19 protein-coding genes and 1 pseudogene are annotated in these 19,494 nt (G+C 69.1%); 9 read left to right on the top strand and 11 right to left on the bottom strand.

The genetic code is table 11. The features are described from left to right. Position 1: 1 nt before the first annotated feature. The 4 genes from ACXYX3_RS13575 to ACXYX3_RS13560 form a co-directional block, all read right to left on the bottom strand. Entirely contained in the window at positions 2–469 is a 468-nt protein-coding gene (locus ACXYX3_RS13575) for a hypothetical protein (RefSeq protein WP_458607862.1), read from the bottom strand. A gap of 93 nt (positions 470–562) precedes the next feature. Then, positions 563–955: a hypothetical protein gene (locus ACXYX3_RS13570; RefSeq protein ID WP_458607861.1), complete on the bottom strand. Its 393-nt coding sequence runs from the start codon at positions 953–955 to the stop codon at positions 563–565. Between the two features lie 38 nt (positions 956–993). After that, complete coding sequence (locus ACXYX3_RS13565) at positions 994–2,100, bottom strand: glycosyltransferase (protein ID WP_458607860.1); 1,107 nt, start codon at positions 2,098–2,100, stop codon at positions 994–996. Between the two features lie 101 nt (positions 2,101–2,201). Further along, the gene (locus ACXYX3_RS13560; protein ID WP_458607859.1) at positions 2,202–3,149 is read right to left on the bottom strand and encodes a dienelactone hydrolase family protein; all 948 of its coding nucleotides are present in this window, start codon (positions 3,147–3,149) and stop codon (positions 2,202–2,204) included. Positions 3,150–3,253: 104 nt separating this feature from the next. On the opposite strand from ACXYX3_RS13560, the gene ACXYX3_RS13555 reads away from it, so the two are divergent. From ACXYX3_RS13555 to ACXYX3_RS13545, 3 genes are read left to right on the top strand one after another with little or no spacing between them, the layout of a single operon-like run. Further along, the gene (locus tag ACXYX3_RS13555) at positions 3,254–5,044 is read left to right on the top strand and encodes an N-acyl-D-amino-acid deacylase family protein (RefSeq protein ID WP_458612081.1); all 1,791 of its coding nucleotides are present in this window, start codon (positions 3,254–3,256) and stop codon (positions 5,042–5,044) included. Positions 5,045–5,060: 16 nt separating this feature from the next. Then, positions 5,061–5,477, top strand: a complete 417-nt coding sequence (locus ACXYX3_RS13550; RefSeq protein ID WP_241206483.1) for a nuclear transport factor 2 family protein — start codon at positions 5,061–5,063, stop codon at positions 5,475–5,477. 11 nt (positions 5,478–5,488) lie between these two features. Next, the gene (locus tag ACXYX3_RS13545) at positions 5,489–7,252 is read left to right on the top strand and encodes an N-acyl-D-amino-acid deacylase family protein (RefSeq protein WP_458607858.1); all 1,764 of its coding nucleotides are present in this window, start codon (positions 5,489–5,491) and stop codon (positions 7,250–7,252) included. Here the strand turns inward: ACXYX3_RS13545 and ACXYX3_RS13540 are convergent, their stop codons facing one another. The 5 genes from ACXYX3_RS13540 to bfr are packed head-to-tail and all read right to left on the bottom strand — an operon-like array spanning position 7,253 to position 10,543. Beyond that, positions 7,253–7,738 (bottom strand): SRPBCC family protein, encoded by a 486-nt coding sequence (locus ACXYX3_RS13540; RefSeq protein WP_458607857.1) that lies wholly within the window; start codon positions 7,736–7,738, stop codon positions 7,253–7,255. Between the two features lie 2 nt (positions 7,739–7,740). Beyond that, positions 7,741–8,112 (bottom strand): ArsR/SmtB family transcription factor, encoded by a 372-nt coding sequence (locus tag ACXYX3_RS13535; RefSeq protein ID WP_241206460.1) that lies wholly within the window; start codon positions 8,110–8,112, stop codon positions 7,741–7,743. Positions 8,113–8,167: 55 nt separating this feature from the next. Continuing rightward, the gene (locus ACXYX3_RS13530; RefSeq protein WP_458607856.1) at positions 8,168–9,520 is read right to left on the bottom strand and encodes a type I glutamate--ammonia ligase; all 1,353 of its coding nucleotides are present in this window, start codon (positions 9,518–9,520) and stop codon (positions 8,168–8,170) included. Positions 9,521–9,549: 29 nt separating this feature from the next. Then, positions 9,550–10,032: a carboxymuconolactone decarboxylase family protein gene (locus ACXYX3_RS13525; RefSeq protein ID WP_241206462.1), complete on the bottom strand. Its 483-nt coding sequence runs from the start codon at positions 10,030–10,032 to the stop codon at positions 9,550–9,552. A gap of 19 nt (positions 10,033–10,051) precedes the next feature. Beyond that, the gene (bfr, locus tag ACXYX3_RS13520) at positions 10,052–10,543 is read right to left on the bottom strand and encodes a bacterioferritin (protein ID WP_241206463.1); all 492 of its coding nucleotides are present in this window, start codon (positions 10,541–10,543) and stop codon (positions 10,052–10,054) included. 207 nt (positions 10,544–10,750) lie between these two features. On the opposite strand from bfr, the gene ACXYX3_RS13515 reads away from it, so the two are divergent. Beyond that, complete coding sequence (locus tag ACXYX3_RS13515; RefSeq protein WP_241206464.1) at positions 10,751–10,951, top strand: (2Fe-2S)-binding protein; 201 nt, start codon at positions 10,751–10,753, stop codon at positions 10,949–10,951. On the opposite strand, the gene ACXYX3_RS13510 is transcribed toward ACXYX3_RS13515, so the two are convergent. Beyond that, positions 10,935–11,684 (bottom strand): enoyl-CoA hydratase/isomerase family protein, encoded by a 750-nt coding sequence (locus tag ACXYX3_RS13510; protein ID WP_458607855.1) that lies wholly within the window; start codon positions 11,682–11,684, stop codon positions 10,935–10,937. The genes ACXYX3_RS13515 and ACXYX3_RS13510 overlap by 17 nt on opposite strands. Further along, on the bottom strand, positions 11,681–12,391 hold the full coding sequence (locus tag ACXYX3_RS13505) for an EthD domain-containing protein (protein ID WP_458607854.1): 711 nt from the start codon (positions 12,389–12,391) through the stop codon (positions 11,681–11,683). The genes ACXYX3_RS13510 and ACXYX3_RS13505 overlap by 4 nt, the downstream gene beginning before the upstream one ends. A gap of 33 nt (positions 12,392–12,424) precedes the next feature. On the opposite strand from ACXYX3_RS13505, the gene ACXYX3_RS13500 reads away from it, so the two are divergent. From ACXYX3_RS13500 to ACXYX3_RS13480, 5 genes and pseudogenes are all read left to right on the top strand, one after another. Continuing rightward, on the top strand, positions 12,425–14,407 hold the full coding sequence (locus tag ACXYX3_RS13500) for an FUSC family protein (protein ID WP_458607853.1): 1,983 nt from the start codon (positions 12,425–12,427) through the stop codon (positions 14,405–14,407). 72 nt (positions 14,408–14,479) lie between these two features. Continuing rightward, entirely contained in the window at positions 14,480–15,967 is a 1,488-nt protein-coding gene (locus ACXYX3_RS13495; protein ID WP_458607852.1) for an FAD-dependent oxidoreductase, read from the top strand. A 184-nt stretch (positions 15,968–16,151) separates the two neighbouring features. After that, positions 16,152–17,201 (top strand): annotated as a pseudogene (locus ACXYX3_RS13490) (amidase family protein); the annotation flags it as partial. Continuing rightward, on the top strand, positions 17,198–17,887 hold the full coding sequence (locus tag ACXYX3_RS13485; RefSeq protein ID WP_458607851.1) for a cysteine hydrolase family protein: 690 nt from the start codon (positions 17,198–17,200) through the stop codon (positions 17,885–17,887). The pseudogene ACXYX3_RS13490 and the gene ACXYX3_RS13485, both read left to right, overlap by 4 nt. Positions 17,888–17,897: 10 nt before the next feature. Next, positions 17,898–19,493 carry a SulP family inorganic anion transporter gene (locus ACXYX3_RS13480; protein WP_458607850.1) on the top strand — a complete coding sequence of 532 codons (1,596 nt, stop codon included), beginning with the start codon at positions 17,898–17,900 and terminating at the stop codon, positions 19,491–19,493. The last annotated feature ends 1 nt before the right edge of the window (position 19,494 follow it).

Here is a 19,494-nt window from a genome sequence, read left to right as displayed (position 1 = left end):
CTCAGTTCCGGGTGGCGTCAGGGGCCACCCGATGGGTGTCGCGCCCCGCGTCCTGACTGCTGTGTCGTCCCCCGGTCCCCGCGCCGTCGTCGTCGGCACTGACATCGGTGTCGGACCGGCGGACCCGCGGGTCGAGCTTGTCCGCATGCTCGCGACGCGCGTCGAGATGTTGCTGCGAGTTGGTCAGCGCGTCCCGGCGACCTGCGGCGGTCTCCGCCAGGCGCGCGGCCTCGGCGGCCTTGGCGTCGGCTTCGGCCTGTGCGGCACGGGCTTTCGCCTCCGTCTCCTCCACCAGCGTGGCCTGTCGCTGCACGCGCTGGCTGTCGTGGTCGACCTCGCTGCGGATGCGGTCGGCTTCGGCGGCGCGGCGCTTGTTTCGGGCACTGCGCGCGACGAACACGATCGCTGCGATCACGAGGATCGCCGCGACCACGGCCACCACGATCCAGACGGTGTTGTTGCTGTCCATGACGGCTCCTCGGCTCGCGCGGGGCCGTGCGACGTTGACGACCCCATCAATAAGCGCTCGGATGCCCGGGCGGTTGCTGCGCTAAACCGTCGGTCAGAGCGTGACGGTCAGCGGGCCGGTCTCGCGGCACGATGCCTGCGGGGGATTGCCCGCCGAGGCACATCCGCGACCGGTCGAGGTGTAGGCGGCCCCGGGACGGTAGGGCTGGAAGTACACCTGGGCCGGCAGGATTCCCCGTCCCTGGCTGCAGTGACCCGGGCCCGGGTCACCGTCCATCGCCACACACGCGACGGTCTGGAAGGTCATCGCGCCGGTGCATGCCCGTGGTGACACGGTGGCGGTGACCATCGTGGTGCCCGACACGGTGACCAGAGTCGGTGGAGAGAGCGCGTAATCGCAGCTGCCCTCCTGGGGTTCGGCGCGCGCGACCCCCGCCGTCCCGAAGGTCAGCGTCCCGGCCGCGACGACGGCGAGAATGCGCAGCATGCCTGGGATCGTAGGCCACCGCAGCGGCGGCCGACCCGCTATTGCACGCGCAGTGCGCTGAGCATCCCGGCGGCCGAGCGCGGCCACGTGAACTGCTCGGCCCGGCGGCGGGCGCTGTGTCTGCGGTGGTCCTCGGGCCGGTTGATGACCGCCGTGACGGCGTGGGCGATGGCGCGCGGGTCGTTGTCGGCGACGGCGCCGCTGTCCACGGTGAGGATTTCCGCCAGGGCCGAGGTCCGCGACACCACCGCGGGCGTTCCGCAGGCGAGCGCTTCCAGCGCGGCAAGGCCGAAGGTCTCGTGGGGGCCGGGTGCGAGTGCGACGTCGGCGCTGGCGAGGATCGCCGCCACGGTGTCGCGGCAGCCGACGTACCCGGTGAAGTCGACCGGCAGCCGGTGCGCCTGTCGTTGCAGCCGGGCCCGCAGCGGCCCGTCGCCGACCATCACCAGGCGCGCGTCGACACCTCGATCGCGCAGCGCCGCGAGCGCATCGATGCTTCGGTGCGGATGCTTCTCGATCGACAGGCGGCCGCAGTGCACCAGCAACGTCTGTCCTGGTGCGGCCCACTGAGAGCGAACGACCGTGGAGCGGTGCCGCGGGTGGAACTGGTCGAGATCGACGCCGAGGGGCACGGTGACCAGGTTGGTCGCGCCGATGCGGTCGAACTCCTTACGCGCGAACGACGTCGTACACACCACGACGTCGTAGTTGGCGGCCGTCCGTCGGTTGGCGGCGTCGGCCACCGCTTCAGCCGACCGCGTGGGCAGGATCTGGCCGACCAGCCGGTCGAGTCGTTCGTGGGAGATCATCACCGTGGACACGCCGCGGGCGCGGCCCCACGGCCCCAGCGAGCGCAGCGTCAGCCGGTCCGAGACCTCCAGCGCGTCGGGGCGCAGTGCCTCCAACAGCTTCCTGACCGGGCGGGGCGACACCGCGCGGTAGCCGCCAGTGAACGGAATTTCGAAGGCGGGCAACGAGACCCGAACGACACCGGTTGCACCGGTGGTCCATTCGCGGCGCGGTCCGGGAACGACGAGGAAGACATCGTGACCGGCGGCGCGGTATTCCGCGCCGAGCCGATCGATCGCGGTGCGCAGGCCTCCGGATCGGGGCCCGTAGAAGTTGGCCACCTGGACGACCCGCATGGTGGCATCAGAACGTGCCGGAATGTGCAGAAGTCGACGGCGAGGTGGCGGGTTGCCGAACAGGCGGTGCAGACGAACCCCGCCGGCCCCCCGGGCCGGGGTCAGCCGACGTGCACGACGAGCCAGTCCAGTGTGCGGCGCCACGCGTCATCGGCCGCGGTCTGGTCGAACCGCTCCCCCGTGTCGTTGAAGAACGCGTGATTGGCGCCCGGCTCGGTGACGAGTTCGTGGACCATCCCGGCCTTCTCGAGGGCGGCACGGGCGGCCGGTTCGGTGGCGTTGACGCGCTGGTCGAGCTCTCCGTAGAAGCCGAGCACGGCCACCCCGGCGGACTTCGAGAAGTCGGGGTCCTCAGGAGTGGGGCCGTAGAACGGGAACGCCGCGGCAAGCTGCGGCACCCCGGTGTCGAGCAGGCGCCAGACCAGTCCTCCGCCCATGCAGAACCCGATCGCGGCGAGCTTGCGCCCCGGGGTGCGGCGGGCCACCTCGGCGATGCCGGACTGCAGGTCCGCCACCATGGTGTCGGGTGGGATCTGGCCGAGCGCGGCGGTGGCCGCGGCCGGGTCGGTGAATGTGTCGGTGCCGCCCCTCCCGGACAGCAGATCGACGGCCAGGCTCGAGTAGCCGGCCCCGGCCAACCGGCCTGCGACCGACCGCACCCAGTCGGTGAGGCCCTTGTTCTCGTGGATGACCAGGATGCCGCCGCGCGCGTCGGCGGCCTCGGCCCATGCGCCCTGCAGTTCTCCGGCCGGGCCGGCCCAGGTGACCGGTGTGGTGGGCAGAGCGCCGGCCTGGCCCGGGGGCTCCCCGCGCGGTGGAGACGACGATGCCGGGGTGCCGGACGAGCCCGATGCACCGGTCGAACTCGTCGGATCGGTCGGTGTGGTGCGGTTGTTCGCGTTGTCCGAGCAGGCGGCGATCAGTGCCGACGCACCGGCGGCGCTCATCCCCAGCAGGGCCAGCCGGCGCAGCGCCTCGCGGCGGGACAGGAGGCCGTCGACGTGGTCGGTGGCGATTTCTTCGGCGATGTAGCGCTGCAGCGGCGTCACCTGCTCGATTATGCGCTGGGCCCGGTAGACAATTCGCAAAATGTGTTCACGATGCCGTTGACACGTGTCGTGTGGCCCTGTTCGATGGGGACGTGAGCAGCACTGTGACCTACGACACGATCATTCGCAACGGCCGCTGGTTCGACGGCACCGGCGCCCCGTCTGCGATACGCACCCTCGCGATCAAAGACGGACACGTCGCGGCGATCACGGAGGACGACCTCGCCGAGGCCGAGTGCGCCGAGGTGATCGATGCATCCGGCGCGTGGGTGCTGCCCGGCATGCTCGACATCCACACCCACTACGACGTCGAGGTGCTCGGTGAGCCGGCCCTGTCGGAGTCTCTGCGCCACGGTGTCACCACCGTGCTGCTCGGTTCCTGTTCGCTCTCGACCGTCTACGTGGACGGCCCCGACGCCGGCGACATCTTCGGCCGGGTGGAGGCGATCCCCCGCCAGCACGTGGTCGCCGCGATCGAGGCGCACAAGACCTGGCGTGACGGCGAGGAGTACATCGCGGCGTTGGAGGACCGTCCGCTCGGGCCGAACGTCGCGGCGTTCATCGGTCACTCGGACATGCGCGCGGCGGTGATGGGTCTGGACCGCGCCACCCGCTCCGAGGAGCGCCCCACCAGGGCCGAGCAGGCGCGCATGGAGGGCATGCTGGCCGAGGCGTTGCGCGCCGGTTTCGTCGGAATGTCGTCGCAGCAACTACTTTTCGACAAGCTCGACGGTGAGGTCTGCCGGTCGCGGACCCTGCCGTCGACCTACGCCAAGCCCCGCGAGCTGCGCCGGCTCAAGGCGATGCTGCGCAAGGCGAACCGGGTGTTGCAATCCGGACCCGACATCGAGAACCCGGTCGACATCGCCTCGCAGGCCTTCCAGTCGCTGGGCATCGTGCGCAACCCGCTGAAGACCAGCCTGCTCTCGGCCGCCGACATCAAGTCGAACCCGGTCGCGGTCAAGATCCTCGGCCCGCTCGCCCGGCTGGTCAACGGGCTGGGTGGCGATTTCCGCTGGCAGCACCTGCCGGTGCCCTTCGAGGTGTACGCCGACGGTATCGACCTGGTCATCTTCGAGGAGTTCGGCGCCGGCGCGGCCGCCCTGCACCTGCGCGACGAGGTGGAACGCAACGCACTGCTGCGCGACGAGAACTACCGGCGCCGCTTCCGCCGCGACTACGACGCGAGGTTCGGGATGCGGGTCTGGCACCGGGACTTCTTCGACGCCGAGATCGTGGGCTGCCCCGACGCCTCGGTGATCGGCAAGTCGTTCGGTCAGGTCGGACAGGATCGCGGCGGGCTGCATCCGGCGGACGCCTTCCTCGACCTGGTCCTCGAGCACGGTGCGGCGCTGCGGTGGCGGACCACCATCTCCAACCACCGACCGGAGGTGCTCAAGATGCTGGCGCGTGACCCCGGTGTGCAGATGGGGTTCTCCGACGCCGGCGCGCATCTGCGCAACATGGCCTTCTACAACATGGGGTTGCGGCTGCTGCGGCACGTCCGTGACGCCGAACGCGCAGGCACGCCGTTCATGAGCATCGAGGCCGCGGTGCACCGGCTGACCGGCGAACTGGCCGATTGGTACCGCGTCGACGCCGGCCATCTGCGGGTCGGCGACCGGGCCGACGTCGTGGTCATCGACCCCGAACGTCTCGACGACTCTCTGGACCGTTACGCCGAATCGCCGGTCGAGCAGTACGGCGGGCTGCCCCGCATGGTGAACCGCAACGACGAGACCGTGCGCGCGGTGCTCGTCGGCGGGCGCACGGTGTTCCGCGACGGGGCGCTCACCGACGTCGTCGGCACCCAGCGCACCGGTCGGTTCCTGCGGGCCGCACACCGCGTCCGGGCTCTGGCCTCGTCGGCCGGTGAGCTGACCCGTGTCGGCTGAGCAGACCGTCGCGGGCATGTGGGCGGCGCTGTCGGCCCGCGACTGGGAGGCGCTGAAGACCCACCTGTCCGAGGACTGCATCTATCTGGACATGCCGGTCGGCCCCGCCGCGGCGGCCCGCGGGCCCGAGGACATCGTCAAACGACTCAAGATCGGCCTGGAGCCGCTGGCGTCCTATGAGAACTTCCCCGGCCTGATGGTGAGCAACGGCACCGATCTGATGTACGAACATCACGAGGAATGGCACTGGGCCACAGGCGAATCGGCGGTGCTGCAGTTCGTCACCGTGCACCGGGTGGTCGACGGGAAGATCACGTTGTGGAAGGACTACTGGGACATGGGCGCGCTGGCCAACCACGCCCCGCCCAGCTGGATGGCGGACTTCGCCACCGCCGACATGTCGTGGGTGTTCGACGCGACCGGACTCGTCTGACAGGAGACCCGATGCTGGACCTGAAGATCACCGGCGGCACCGTCGTCGACGGCACCGGGGCGGAGCGGTTCCGGGCGGACATCGGGGTCAAGGACGGCCGGATCGTCGAGGTGCGGCGGCGCAGCGGCGACGACGAGGGGCTGACGACCGACGCCGCCGAGCACATCGACGCGACAGGGCGGTTCGTGACGCCGGGGTTCGTGGACGTGCACACCCACTACGACGGCCAGGTCAGCTGGGACGACACGTTGGCGCCCTCGAGCCTGCACGGCGTGACGACCGTGGTCAGCGGCAACTGCGGCGTGGGTTTCGCACCGGTGCGGCCGGGACGCGAACAATGGCTGATCGAGCTGATGGAAGGCGTGGAGGACATCCCCGGCAGCGCGCTGGCCGAGGGCATCACCTGGCAGTGGGAGAGCTTTCCGCAGTATCTCGACGCCATCGAGAAGCGTTCTCTGGCAGTCGATTACGGCACGCAGGTGGCACACGGGGCCGTTCGCGGCTATGCGATGGGTGAACGCGGCGCCCGCAACGAGGAGGCCACCGCCGACGACATCGCGGCGATGGCGCGCATCGTGACCGAGGCGATCGAGGCGGGTGCACTGGGTTTTTCGACCTCCCGCACCGAAGCGCACCGCGCCATCGACGGTGAACCCGTGCCCGGCACCTACGCCGCGGAGGCGGAACTGTTCGGGTTGGGTCGTGCGATGGCCGCCGGCGGCAGGGCCGTGTTCGAGGTGTCGCCCCAGGGCACCGCCGGCGAGAGCCCCGCCGAGGCGACGATGCGGGAACTCGACTGGATGACCAAGCTCTCGGCCGAGATCGAGCGGCCGGTGTCGTTCACGATGATCCAGACCGGCGGCGCACCCGATCTGTGGCGCCACCAACTCGACCGTGCGGGCGCCGCCTTCGAGCAGGGCATCGAACTCATCGCACAGTTCGCCGCCCGCCCGTTCGGGATGTTGTTCGGCTTCAGCGGATACCACGCGTTCACCCACCGTCCGACCTACCGGAAACTGAAGGCCGAACTCGGCCACACCGATCTGATGGCCCGGCTCGCGGAGCCTGCGGTGCGGGCGGCCATCCTGTCCGAGACCGATCTGCCGCCGCAGCCGGTGCCGATGTTCGACGGGCTGTACGCGCTGATCCAGTACAGCGTCGACAAGATCTTCCCCATCGGGGACCCGCCGGACTACGAGCCGACACCGGACATGACGGTCGCCGCGATCGCCGCCCGCCGCGGTGAGGATCCGCTCGCGACGATGTACGACCTGATGCTCTCCTCCGGCGGCACCGCGATGCTGATGCTGCCTTTCTTCAATTACGCCGAGGGCAATCACGACGCAATCTACGAGATGATGACCCACCCGGCCGCGGTGTCGGGGCTCTCCGACGGTGGGGCGCACTGCGGATTGATCTGCGACGCGTCCTACCCCACGTTCCTGCTCACGCACTGGGCGCGCGATCGCCACCGGGGGCCGAAGTTCTCCCTCGAGTACGTGGTGCGCAAGCAGACCCTGGACACTGCAACGCTTTTCGGGCTGTCCGATCGCGGAGTGATCGCCCAGGGGCGCAAGGCCGATCTCAACGTGATCGACATGGACGCGCTGCGCCTCGATGTCCCGCGCATGGTCTACGACCTGCCGGCCGGTGGGCGTCGCCTGATCCAGGGCGCCTCGGGATACGACGCGACCGTCGTCAGCGGCGTGGTGACGCGCCGGCACGGGGCGGACACCGGCGCGCGGCCGGGCCGGCTGCTGCGCGGCGTGCGCTAGCTAGCCGGCGATCAGGGCATCGATCTGGTTGGTCGCCGACGTGGCGCCTTCGATCATGCCCATGTCGAGCACCTGCTGCAGCGCCTCGGCCGATGCGTAGCTGCTCGTGTACGTCGCGCGCGTGCCACCGTCGTGTGGCACGAACGTGAACGCGTTCTTCGACACCGGCAGTTCGGTTTTGGGGGTGAAGTCGGGTTCGGCGAAGCCGTCGTCGAACGTGAACCCGTGCGGCTCGTCGACCGTGGTGACAACCCAGTACCCGGCGTACTTCTCGCCGTCGGGTCCCGTCATGTAGTAGGTCATCCGCCCGCCCGGTCGTAGGTCGTGATCGACCACGGTGGCCGGGTATTCCGGCGGCCCCCAGACCTTTTCGAGCTGGCGTGGGTCGGCGTAGATCTGCCAGATGCGTTCGACGGGCGTGGCGAAATCAGCGACGATGGTCAGGCTACGGGCGTCGAGGTCGTGGTGAACGTCGGTGACGGGCATGGTCAGTCCTCTCGGGTGTTCTCGGATGCAGCGTTGTCGGAAGCGGTGTCGTCGGATGCGATGAGGTCGTCGATACGGGCGATGCGGCCACGCCACACCTGTTCCAGCTCGGTCAGCAGCGAGGCCACGGACCGGATCGCGGTGACCTCGCCGCGGGCCAGTTGTTCGCGGCCTCGCCTGCGCTTGGTGATCAACCCGGCTCGGTCGAGCACGGCGACGTGTTTCTGCACGGCGGCGAAGCTCATGTCGTAGTGGGCCGCGAGCGTGGACACCGAGGCCTCGCCCGCCAGGACTCGGCGCACGATGTCGCGTCGGGTCCGGTCGGCCAACGCATGGAACAGCGCGTCGGCGCGGTCTTCGTCGAGCACATCCACCGCACCAACATACAACCGAATGGTTGTACGTTGTCAAGGGGTCAGACGTGCTCGGTCACACACTCCAGGCCAGGCGGAACTTGTCGGTGAGCTCCTCCGGGCTGAGGTTGCCGTAGGTTTCGTCTTCGTAGCGGCGCACCGCCAGCACCGCGTCGACCACCGGGTCGCCCAGGATCCCGCGAAGTGTGCTCGAGCTGTCCAGGGCGTCGAGCACCGCCCGCTGATCGGTCGGCAGCACCGTGATGCCCGCCTCGGTGCGGCGCGCCTCGGACAGCGATGACGGGTCCACCGCCACCTCGGCGGGCAGGCTGCGCCCCGATTCGATGCCGTCGAGTGCGAGACCGAGCACGGCGGCCGAGGCCAGGTAGGGATTCGCCGACGGATCGATGATCTTGACCTCGACGTTCGCCCCGTACACGTTCGCCGGTCCCGCGGTCATGAAACGCACAGCGGCTTCCCGGTTCTCGGTACCCCAACACGCGTACGCGCCGGCCCAGCTGCCCGGCTGCATGCGCAACCCGGACAGGATCGAACCGCTGAGCACCGCCTGCGCCTCGGCGAGGCCGGCGAGTACGCCCGCCACCGCCGACGCTCCCTCCCCGGTCATGCCGGCGGGGCCGTCGCCACCGGAGAAGACGGGTACGCCGTCACGGAGGAGCGAAAAGTGTTGATGGGCGCCCGATCCGACGCTGCCGGCGAACGGCACCGGTGACAGGCTGACGCGCAGACCGTATCTGCGTGCTGCGCGGCCGATGATGATGCGCATCAGGCTCACCTGATCGGCCGCGGCGACGGGCGGAAGCGGGGCGAGCGAGACCTCGAACTGGTTCGCCCCGTATTCGGGATGGAACTGCTCGATCGCGACCCCCGATACCGTCGCCGCGGCCGTGACGTCGCGGACGAAGCCCTCGTATTCCAGGACTCCCGCCAGCCCGTACTGGGCCCACAGGTCGGCAGGCAGCGCGGCCCCGTCGGGTCCGACGAGCACGAATTCGATCTCGTGGCCGACCAACGCGTCGAAACCCGCATGCGCGAGTCTTTCTTGGACCCGGCGCAGCGTTCCACGGGTGCAGAACGGATCGACGGACCCGTCCTGGCTGTGGAAATCACCTGGTGCCCATGCGAACCCGTCACCGAGGATGCGCAGCGCGCCGAGGTCGATCCGGATTCGCTGATCCCCGACGACGCCGGTCGCCGGGCTGAACGCGATGCCGACCTGATCGAGCGTGAACACATGCCAGACCGGGCTGGCGCCGAGTCCCGGATCGGCGAACGACCCCATCCGGCGCAGCGGAACGGTCTTGGCGTGCATCAGTCCGGCGGGGTTGACGACGGTGCCGATGAGGGTTGCGACGCCGTCGGATTCGAGTTGGGCGATCGCCGCGGCGGCGAGCGGTTTGGCGGCCATGCGGTCATTCTGCCGTCGGGCCGTCGCGTTCACAGCGTGATCGCGCAGGCCTGTCCGATGTCGAGGGTGCGCAGCATGCGGCCCATGCCGACCCACATCGCGCACGAGATCGCCAGATCGGTGAGCAACTCGTCGTCGAAGTGTTCCTTGGCCCGGGCCCAGAAATCCTCGTCGTCGCGCAGCCCGGTGTGGTCGGTGGCGAACCGGTGCGCGAACTCCATCGCGATACGTTCTTGGTCGCTGTAGCCCGGCCACGTCCGCCACTGGGTGGCGTAGTCGTAGAACTCCTCGGTGATGCCGTTGGCCTCGCCGTCGCTGTCGCGCGTGTTCTGGCACGTGACGCACTCGTTGGCGTACGCGATCACGATGCGGGCCGCCTCACGGGTGCGCATCGGCAACCGGTTCTTCGTGTACACCGCATTGCTGAACCGGGCCATCGCGGCGCCGAGCTCCGGCGACGTCACCGCGAAGCCGGTCACGTCATCGTCGGCGAAGTCCCCGATTCGGCTCATGGCCGAAGTGTAACGCGTTCTAGTTCGTGCCGACGCCGGGCGGACGAGACACGCACTGAGCCAGGTAGAGCTCCTCGCCCAGCTTGCCCATCAGCTCCAGCTGCGTCTCGAGGTAGTCGATGTGCAGTTCCTCGTCGGCCAGGATCCCCTCGAGCAGCGTGGCCGACGTCGCGTCACCCTTCTCGCGGCACATCATGACTCCCGGCCTCAACCGGGCGACCACCTCGTACTCGATGGCGAGGTCGGCCTCGAACTGCTCGCGCACGGTCTGGCCCACGCGCAGCGAGAACAGTCGCTGATAGTTCGGCAGGCCATCGAGGAGCAGGATGCGGTCGGTGATCTTCTCCGCATGAACCATCTCCTCGAAGGATTCCTTGCGGGTGTGCTCGGCCAGCTCGGTGAAGCCCCAGTTGTCCTGCATCTTCGAATGCAGGAAGTACTGATTGATCGCCGTCAGCTCGCTCGTCAGCTGCTCGTTGAGCAACTTCAGAACTTCGGGATCCCCTTGCATGGCTTGCTCCTCAACCAGGTCATTGACTCACACGGACTGTCGTGCGAGCACGTTCAATCTAGTGCACCGCCGGCCTCGGCCGACGCATCTCCGGCCGCCGCGGCGAGGTGGGCCTGGACCGATCCCGGAAAGTAAGGCTAGACTTCGCTACCGAAGGTAAGGCTGCACTGACCGATTCGGCGACGACAGTGAGGATGGGCGTAACGGATGTTCGTCTGCCTGTGCACCGGCACCACCAGCCACGTCGTCGGCGAGCTCGTGGCCAACGGCGCCCGCACGTCGCGCGACCTGGCCGAGGCCTGTGGAGCCGGCGGTGACTGCGGCCGTTGCCGTCGCAACCTGCGGGCCATCATCGAGGCGCACTTCGCCCAGGTCCCGGCCGCGCCGGCAATCAGCGTCGCTGGCTGAACTGATCCAACGCGGCCGCGTTGGCCACCCCGCCCAGCAACTCGGCGAATTCGGCATTCTCCCGCGCGGTGGCCTCGGCGATTCCCGCCCGGTAACTCGCAGCGATCGTGCGCTTGACCGCCGAGAGGCTCGAAACGGGCCGCGCGGCAAGCACATCCGCGTGCCGCCGCGCCTCGGGCAGCAGCTCCTCGGGAGCGCAGACCTTCCAGGCGATGCCCATCCGGTGCGCTTCGTCGGCGTCCACCCACTCCGAGGACAACAGCATCCACGCCGCGTTCTGCCGGCCCATCAGCTGCGGTAGCAGATAGGACGAGGCCGCCTCCGGGGCGACGCCGAGACTGGTGAACGGGCACTTCAGCCGCGCCGTCGACGACATGAACACCAGATCCGCGTAACCCAGGATGGTGGTCCCGATCCCCACCCCGACGCCGTTGACCGCGCAGATCAACGGTTTGGTCAGGTCCGCCAGCGCGGTGATCATCGTCGGGAAGTTGCTGCCCCCGCTGTAGGAGCCGTCGGCGATGCGGGCCTGCATCTCCTTGAGGTCGTTACCCGCGCTGAACGCGCGGCCCGCGCCGGTGAGGAGCACGACGGCCACGTCGGGATCGGCAGAGGCCTCGCCGAGCGCCGTCGCGGTCGCCAGGTAGAGCTCCTCGGTGAACGCGTTCAGCGCCTCGGGCCGGTCGAGCGTGAGCGTGCGAACCCGGTTGTCATCGCTGATCTGCAGAGTCACGGCAGCAGCGTAGCGAACGGGTCGCGCAGCACGTAGCGGCTGCTCGGAACGGTGTCGACGTTCTCGTTGGCGCCGAAGGCCGCGGTGCTGGCCATCATTCGCGTCATACGGTCGGACAGATCGTCGTCGTCCGCGGCGCCGAAGAACGCGTGCAGATCGGTGGTCGCGGCCAGCGGGAAGAGTTCTTCGACGATCGCGGAGATCGGTTCGGCCCCCGGGGTGAGCGCACGGACCACCGTGTTCTGGGTGTAGCCGAACGTCGCCTGGGTGTCGATCGCCACCTGGGTGTGGTCGCGATGCCATCTCGTCAGCCACGTCCCCTCGTCCATGTCGGCCGGCCGGCGCAGCAGAGCGACGTTGGCCAGACCCGGCGTCCGTTCCCCGGGTGCGGTTCGCGGGGGCTGCAACGGGACCGACTCGGTGACCAGGTACGCGGCGAGCTCCTCGCAGTGTCGGCTCAGAATCTCGGCGGCAGAGGCGATCTGGGACCCGTAATACTGATCCGTCCAGATGCTGACGACACCGATCACCGGCGGGTCGAGCGTGGTCGGCGTCATCAACGAGTCGGTGACCGCAGCATCGCGCACGTTCATTGTGAGTCCGGCGACACCGGTGTCGGCCAGCTGCTCGGCGACCTCGGTACGCACGCGGGTGCACCACGCCTCGTCACCGGGCGCGCCACGCAACGTCATGATGACTTTCTCCACTCCGCGACGATAACCCCGGGCCAGAATGGGGAGATGATCACGGCCGAGACGATGCGCGCGGCTCTACCGGAGGCGGCTCCGGTGCTGCGCAGCGTCGTCGTCACCGTCGCGGCGGCGCTGTGTGCGATCCGATGGGGGCCGGCAGGCTCGGCGACCGCGGTCGCCGGCGCATCGGCGATCGCCGCGGTGGTGGCCCTGACGCAGGATCCCCGCGGACGGACGCTGCGTGTGCTGGTGGTCTCGATCGTGATGGGCGTCGCGATCCTCGTGGGCACCGCGGCGTCGACGCTGTTCGCGATCTTTGTCGTGGCCGTCGGCGCCTGGTGCGCGCTCGCTGCGCTGGCCTGGGTGTGGGGCGCGCAGGCCGGGCTGGTCGCCAGCGCGTCGGGAGCGCTCCTGATCGTTGCGGGGCTGACGGCGCCCACCTGGGCGTCGACGTTCGGGGCGGCGGCGCTCGCGGTGGGCTCGGGTGCGGTGCAGGCCGCGGTGACCGCCATATGGCCACCGCAGCGATGGCGTATCCAGCGCGAGGCCCTCGCCACGGCGTATCGCTCGCTGGCCGCGGACGCGACGCGTCTGGCCGCCGATGCCGAGGAATCCGTGGCCAGCACCGAGCCGATGGTGGCGCTGAGGGCGGCGTTCATCGCGGACACCGCGCAGCCGAAACGACGGTCCGCCGGCTACCGCAACTGGTATCTGGTCCCCGGACGTATCGGCTCGTCAATGGCCGACGTCGCGGCGAGCGCCGGCGCGACCGACGTGTTGCACGCCGCCGCAGCCACCCTGACCGCGCTCGCGGATCCTGACCGCGCGGCCCGCGGGAATGTCGACGCCGCGCTGCGTCGTCTCGACGCCGCCGTCGCTGCGATGGGTGACGGTGCGCCTGCTGCGCAACGACTTTCCGCCCATCTGCACCTCGCCGCGGCGCGACGACCGAACGACGGGCTCCATGTGAGACCGGCCGACCTGCGCGCCCGGGTGCGGGTGGCGCTCGAGCGATTGCGGACCGGCGTCGACCGGCACTCCCCCGTGGTGCGCCACGCCGCACGCCTCGGGGTCGCCGTTGCGCTGGCATGCGTGCTGGGGCGGGTGATCTCGGGAGGCGACGGCACATGGATCGCGCTCACGGTGCTGATGGTGCTGCGGCCCGAGACGGCGCACACCTACACCCGCTGCGTGGGACGCACCGCGGGCGTGGCGGCAGGCGCGCTGCTGGTGTCCTGCGTCGCGGTGGTCGCGCACACCGCGCCGGCCGTGTTCGCCGTCCTGGCAGGCGTTGGCCTGTGCGTCGCACACGCGGCGTCACGGTACGGGTATCTCGCGGCGGCTGCCGCGGTCTCGGTCTCTGCCGCGTGCATTCTCGGGATCGACCATGCCGCGGTGCTCGTCGACCCGCGCGATGTGCTGATCGCGACAGCGGTCGGTGGTGCGCTGGCTGTGCTCGCCCACGTGCTGATGCCCGACGATCCGCTGACCCGACTCGCTCAGCGGGCGGGTGAACTACTGAAGACCGAGATCGATTACGCGGCCACGGTCGTGAAGGTCTACCTGCATGAGATCGACAGTGCGACAGAGGTTCGAGCCGCCGCGTGGGAGCGCACGTTCCGTGCCCGGGCGGCCTTCGAGGCTGCGTCCGGTGCGGCGCGTCTGGTGTCGGCCGAGCAGCGTCGTTGGCTGCGGTGCTACCGCACGGTGCTGAACACGATCACGGGATCGTGCGCGACGCTCGAGGACAATCTGCCGGTCGATGCGTTTCCCCAGCCGCACCGTTCGTTCGTCCGGGCGGTCGACGAGTACGTCGAGGCGCTGTGTGGGGAACCGGGGACAGCGGCCGACCCGTGGAGCGTCGACACCGAGGAACTGACCGCCGCCGCCGAACGGGTGCGGCGATCGGTGCCCGCGCACGAGTCGGTGGAGGGATCGGCGCGCATGTTGGTGTCCGAAATCGGGGCGATGACGCGTGCGCTCTGCCTGGTCGCCGACACTCCGTGGCCCTCGCCGTCACGCCGACGTTAAGTCATCATCTGTTGACATTCGGCCGGATCGGCCTACAGTCAAAGTCATCAATTGTTGACTTAAGGAGATCCGATGGCCGACCGATCCCGAATTCCCGTCCTCGTCGTCGGTGCGGGCCCCACCGGCCTGGCGGCAGCGCTCGAACTGTCCCGCCTGGGGATCAGCGTCCGCGTCGTCGACCGTGCGCCGCAGCCGTCGGCGGAGTCGCGAGCCCTGGCCGTGCAGGCGCGCACCCTGGAACTGTTGCGGGTCCGCGGCGTCGGTGAGGAGATGCTGCCCCTCGGCAACGCGGTGCGGGCCGCGGCCCTGCATGCCGACGGGCGTGACCTCGCGCGCGTCGAACTGAGCCGGATGCCGAGTGCGTTCAACGGCATCCTGATGCTCGCCCAATCGGAAACCGAGCGTCTGCTGTCCGAACAGTTGGCCCGTCAGGGCGTCAAGGTCGAACGGGGGGTCGACGTCGTCTCGGTGCGTAACGACTCTCAGTCCGTCTCGGCGACAGTGCGTTCCGCCGGAGGTGAGGACGAGTGCATCGAGGCGCAGTACGTGATCGCCGCCGACGGCCCCCATAGCACGATCCGTAAAGCCCTGGGGATGCACTTTCCCGGCCGCACCCTGCCGCACGACTACGTGCTGGCCGACCTGCACATCGCCGGCCCGATACCTGAAGACGAGGTGTCCATCTTCCTGGCCCGCCGGGGCTTTGTCGCCGTCTTTCCCATGGGACGCGGCCGTTTTCGCATGATGGCCACCGATCCGTCGGCGGTTCTGGCTGATGATGGGGCGGTACCGACAATCGGGCAGATGCAGGAGCTCTATGACCGTACCGTCGGTGTTCCGGCGCGGCTGCACGGACTGAACTGGAGTTCGCAGTTCCGGATCAACAGCCGCATGGTCGCGGATCTACGCTCGGGCAGGGTGCTGTTCGGCGGGGATGCCGCGCACGTGCACAGCCCGGCGGGTGGGCAGGGAATGAACGTGGGAATCCAGGACATGGTCAACCTGGGGTGGAAGCTCGCGATGGTGCTCGACGGCCGTGCTCGGCCGGAACTGCTCGACACCTACTCCGGCGAACGTCTGCCGGTGATTCGAAAAGTGTTGCGCTTCACGGAGATCGGCACTCGGGTGTTCAACTCCACCAATCCGATCGTGCATGCCCTTCGTATCCGAATGGCGCCTCGGGCGCTGGCACGCGACGCCGTCCAGAATGCGGCGGCATCGATGTTCGGGCAGCTGTCGGCCGGCTATCGCGGCGACGCGCTGGCCGACGGTGCGGGCGGCCTGGGCGGACTGCGGGCCGGTGACCGCGTGCCGGATGTGGACGGTCTCTACGACGCGCTCGATCTCGGCGCGCTGACGTTGTTCGCCGGTCCCGAGGCGGGTGCGGTGGCTGACGTCGCGCAGGCGTGGCATGGCGTGGTACGCGTGCGCGACGGGCGGGTGCCTGATCCGCGGGGATGGCTGCTGATCCGGCCGGACGGGTACCTCGCTGCTGCCGGCGGACCCGGTGACGGACCGATGTTGGAGCGCTGGTTGCACCGGTGGTTCGTGCGGCCTTGACTCCCGTGGCGGCGCGTCCGGAGTTTGTCGGTTGTTCGAACTATTGTTCGATACATGGATGTGGTCGCGGAGGCCGACCGCACCACCGACGTGACCTCCGCCATCAGCGCCACCAGCTCCCGATGCGAGAGCCCGTCGCAGGCGTCGTGCAGGATCGCGAGCCGAGCCCGCAACCCCTCCACTGGCGTTGTACGTGGGCAAGACGAACCTCGACCAATTCGCCACCGGCCTCAACGGCACGCGCACGCCGTACACCATCCCCCGCAGCGTGTACGGCCACGACATCATCTCGGGCGGTTCGAGTTCCGGCTCCGCTCTCGCCGTGGCGCTGGGGCAGGTGCCGTTCGCCGTCGCCACCGACACCGCCGGATCCGGTCGCGTCCCGGCGGCACTCAACGGCGTCGTCGGCGTCAAGCCGTCTCGCGGCCTCATCAGTACCGTCGGCCTGGTACCCGCGTGCAAATCCCTCGACTGCCTCACTGTCATGGCCGGCAGCATCGACGACGCCGACCGCGTGCTCGACGTCATGATCGCCCGCGACGACGGTGATCCCTGGTCGCGTGACCGCGGCCCCCGGTTCACCGGCGCTCCTCCGCGCGTCGGGTTGCCCCCCGTCGACGAACTCGAGTTCTTCGGCGACGCGCCGATGCGCGCAGCCCACCTGGCGTTCCGTGACCAGCTCGCTCGCCACCACCCCATCGTCGACATTCCCCTCGAACCGTTCCTCGCCGCGGGTTCGCTTCTCTACCAAGGCCCGTGGGTGGCCGAACGCCTCGTCGAGTTCGGCGATTTCCTCGCCGAACATCCCGAGTCGATCCACCCCGTGGTGCGTGAGATCTTCGCCGGCGGTCACCGCTACACGGCCGTCGACGCGTTCGCCGCACTGCAGCGCCTGCAGGAACTCAAAGCGCAAGTGAGCCGATTGTGGCAGCGCATGGACGTCTTCGTGCTCCCCACCATCGGCACCACTTTCACCGTCGACGAGGTGCAGGCCGCCCCGATCGACACCAACACCGTGCTCGGCCATTACACCCACTTCGGCAACCTGCTCGACCTCTGCGGCGTGGCCGTCCCCATCGGCGTCACCGGTGACGGAAAGCCCTGCAGCGCGATGCTTCTCGGCGCGGCTCTCACCGATGACACCGTATTGCAGCTCGCCGCGCAGATTCTCGACGAATCACGACCCGTCCGTCATCTCTCCCCCACCCCCGTCCCCGCCGAGGAGCTGCTGTGAACCCGATCCCGATCGCGGCGGAGCCGTCGCCGTTCCCGCTCATCGCCGACACGACCGCGCTGATCGTCATCGACATGCAACGGGACTTCCTCCTGCCCGGTGGCTTCGGTGAGAGCCTCGGCAACGACGTCGCACGCCTCGCGAGCGTCGTGCCGCCACTGGCTGCGCTGCTGGCGGCGGCACGTGCCGCCGGTCTGATGGTCGTTCACACCCGAGAAGGCCACCGACCGGATCTGTCGGATTGCCCGCCGGCCAAGCTCCGTCGCGGCGCACCGACCCAGCGCATCGGTGATCCGGGCGCGTTCGGCCGCATCCTGATCCGCGGCGAGTACGGACACGACATCGTCGATGACCTCGCGCCGATCGACGGCGAAGTGGTGATCGACAAGCCGGGCAAGGGAGCTTTCTACGGCACCGACCTCACCGACGTGCTGGCAGATGCGGGCATCACCCAGCTTCTCGTCACCGGTGTCACCACCGAGGTGTGCGTGCACACCACGGTGCGCGAGGCCAACGACCGTGGTTACGAGTGTCTGGTGGTATCCGATTGTGTCGGTTCGTATTTCGACGAGTTCCATCGCGTCGGCCTGCAGATGATCGCCGCGCAGGGCGGCATCTTCGGCTGGGTCGCCGACACGGCGGCCGTCATCCCCGCTCTGCATCAGCTCACCACCACGGCCGTCTGAGGAGACCCCCATGAGCACCGACGTCACCACAGACCCGTCGATGGGCGCCCCCGCCGAGAGGTCCGCCCCCGTCCCCTGGTGGACCCGCGGCGATGTGAACGCGTTCTTCGGCCTGGGGTTCAACATCTTGGTCAACGTCTTGACTCTCACCGGCCTGATGATCGGCGTGGTCAAGATCCCTGCCGGCGACGTCCTGGGCACCGTGCTGCCTGCGCTCGGCGTCGCGCTGATCCTCGGCAATCTCTACTACACGTTCCTGGCGCGCCGACTGGCCAGGCGCGAGAGCCGAACCGACGTCACCGCACTGCCGTACGGGCCGAGCGTCCCGCACATGTTCATCGTGGTGTTCGTGGTGATGCTGCCGGTCTATCTCAACACCGACGACGCGATGCGGGCCTGGGAGGCGGGGTTGGCGTGGGCGTTCATGATCGGCGTGATCGTGATGATCGGCGCGTTCGTCGGGCCCTATATCCGCCGGCTCACCCCCCGCGCGGCGATGCTGGGCACGCTGGCCGGCATCTCGATCACCTTCATCTCGATGCGGCCCGCCGCGCAGATGTGGGAAGCCGCATGGATCGGTCTTCCCGTGCTGGCGATCATCCTGATCGGCTTCTTCACCGACATGAAACTGCCGTTCGGGATCCCCGTCGGATTGGCCGCACTGCTCGTCGGCACGGCGATCGGCTGGGTCGGCGGCTACATGTCCGCACCCGATGTGGGGCAGGCCGTATCCGACATCGCCATCGGCGTCCCGGACTTGCGGATCGACATGCTGCTGGCAGGGTTGTCGAATCTGGCGCCCCTGCTGGGTACCGCAATCCCTCTCGGTGTCTACAACTTCACCGAGGCGATGAGCAACGTGGAGAGCGCCGCGGCGGCCGGCGACAACTACAACCTGCGCAGCGTGCTGCTCGCCGACGGCGCGGGCGCGGTCATCGGGTCGGCGTTCGGCTCACCCTTCCCGCCCGCCGTCTACATCGGCCACCCGGGATGGAAGGACGCCGGCGGGCGCGCCGGCTACTCGCTGGCAAGCGGCATCGTGATCGGAATCCTCTGCTTCCTCGGCCTCTTCGGTGTTCTCGATGCACTGCTCCCCGTACCGGCGATCGTGCCGATCCTGCTCTACATCGGCCTGCTGATCGGCGCGCAGGCGTTCCAGGCCGTGCCGCGGCTGCACGCGATCGCGGTGGTGGCCGCGATCTTGCCCAACCTGGCCCAGTGGGCGAGCGGCCTGATCGACAACGCGCTCAACGCCGCGGGCACGTCGGCGACGCAGGTCGGCATGCACGCGCTGGGCAATGCCGGCGTGGTCTACGACGGGCTGCTCACGTTGGGCGAGGGCGCGGTGCTGGTCGGGCTGATCCTCGGCACGATGGTCACGTTCATCCTCGAGAAGAAGTTCCGCTACGCAGCGATCGCGTCAGCGGTCGGGGCCGTACTGTCCTTCATCGGCCTCATCCACGCACCGCAGGTGGAGTGGGCGGCGAATCCCCAAGTGGCACTGGGCTATGCGTTCTTCGGCGTGATCTGCCTGGCCTACTCACTGCTGCCGGGGGCGAAGCAGCCCGTCGTCGTGGACGAGTCCGACGTGGTCGACGGGCACTGAC

This window comes from Mycobacterium sp. Panama NTM2 (assembly GCF_054355555.1).
Note: the sequence above shows the minus strand (reverse complement) of the source record. Positions and strands in the feature narration are given on the sequence as shown.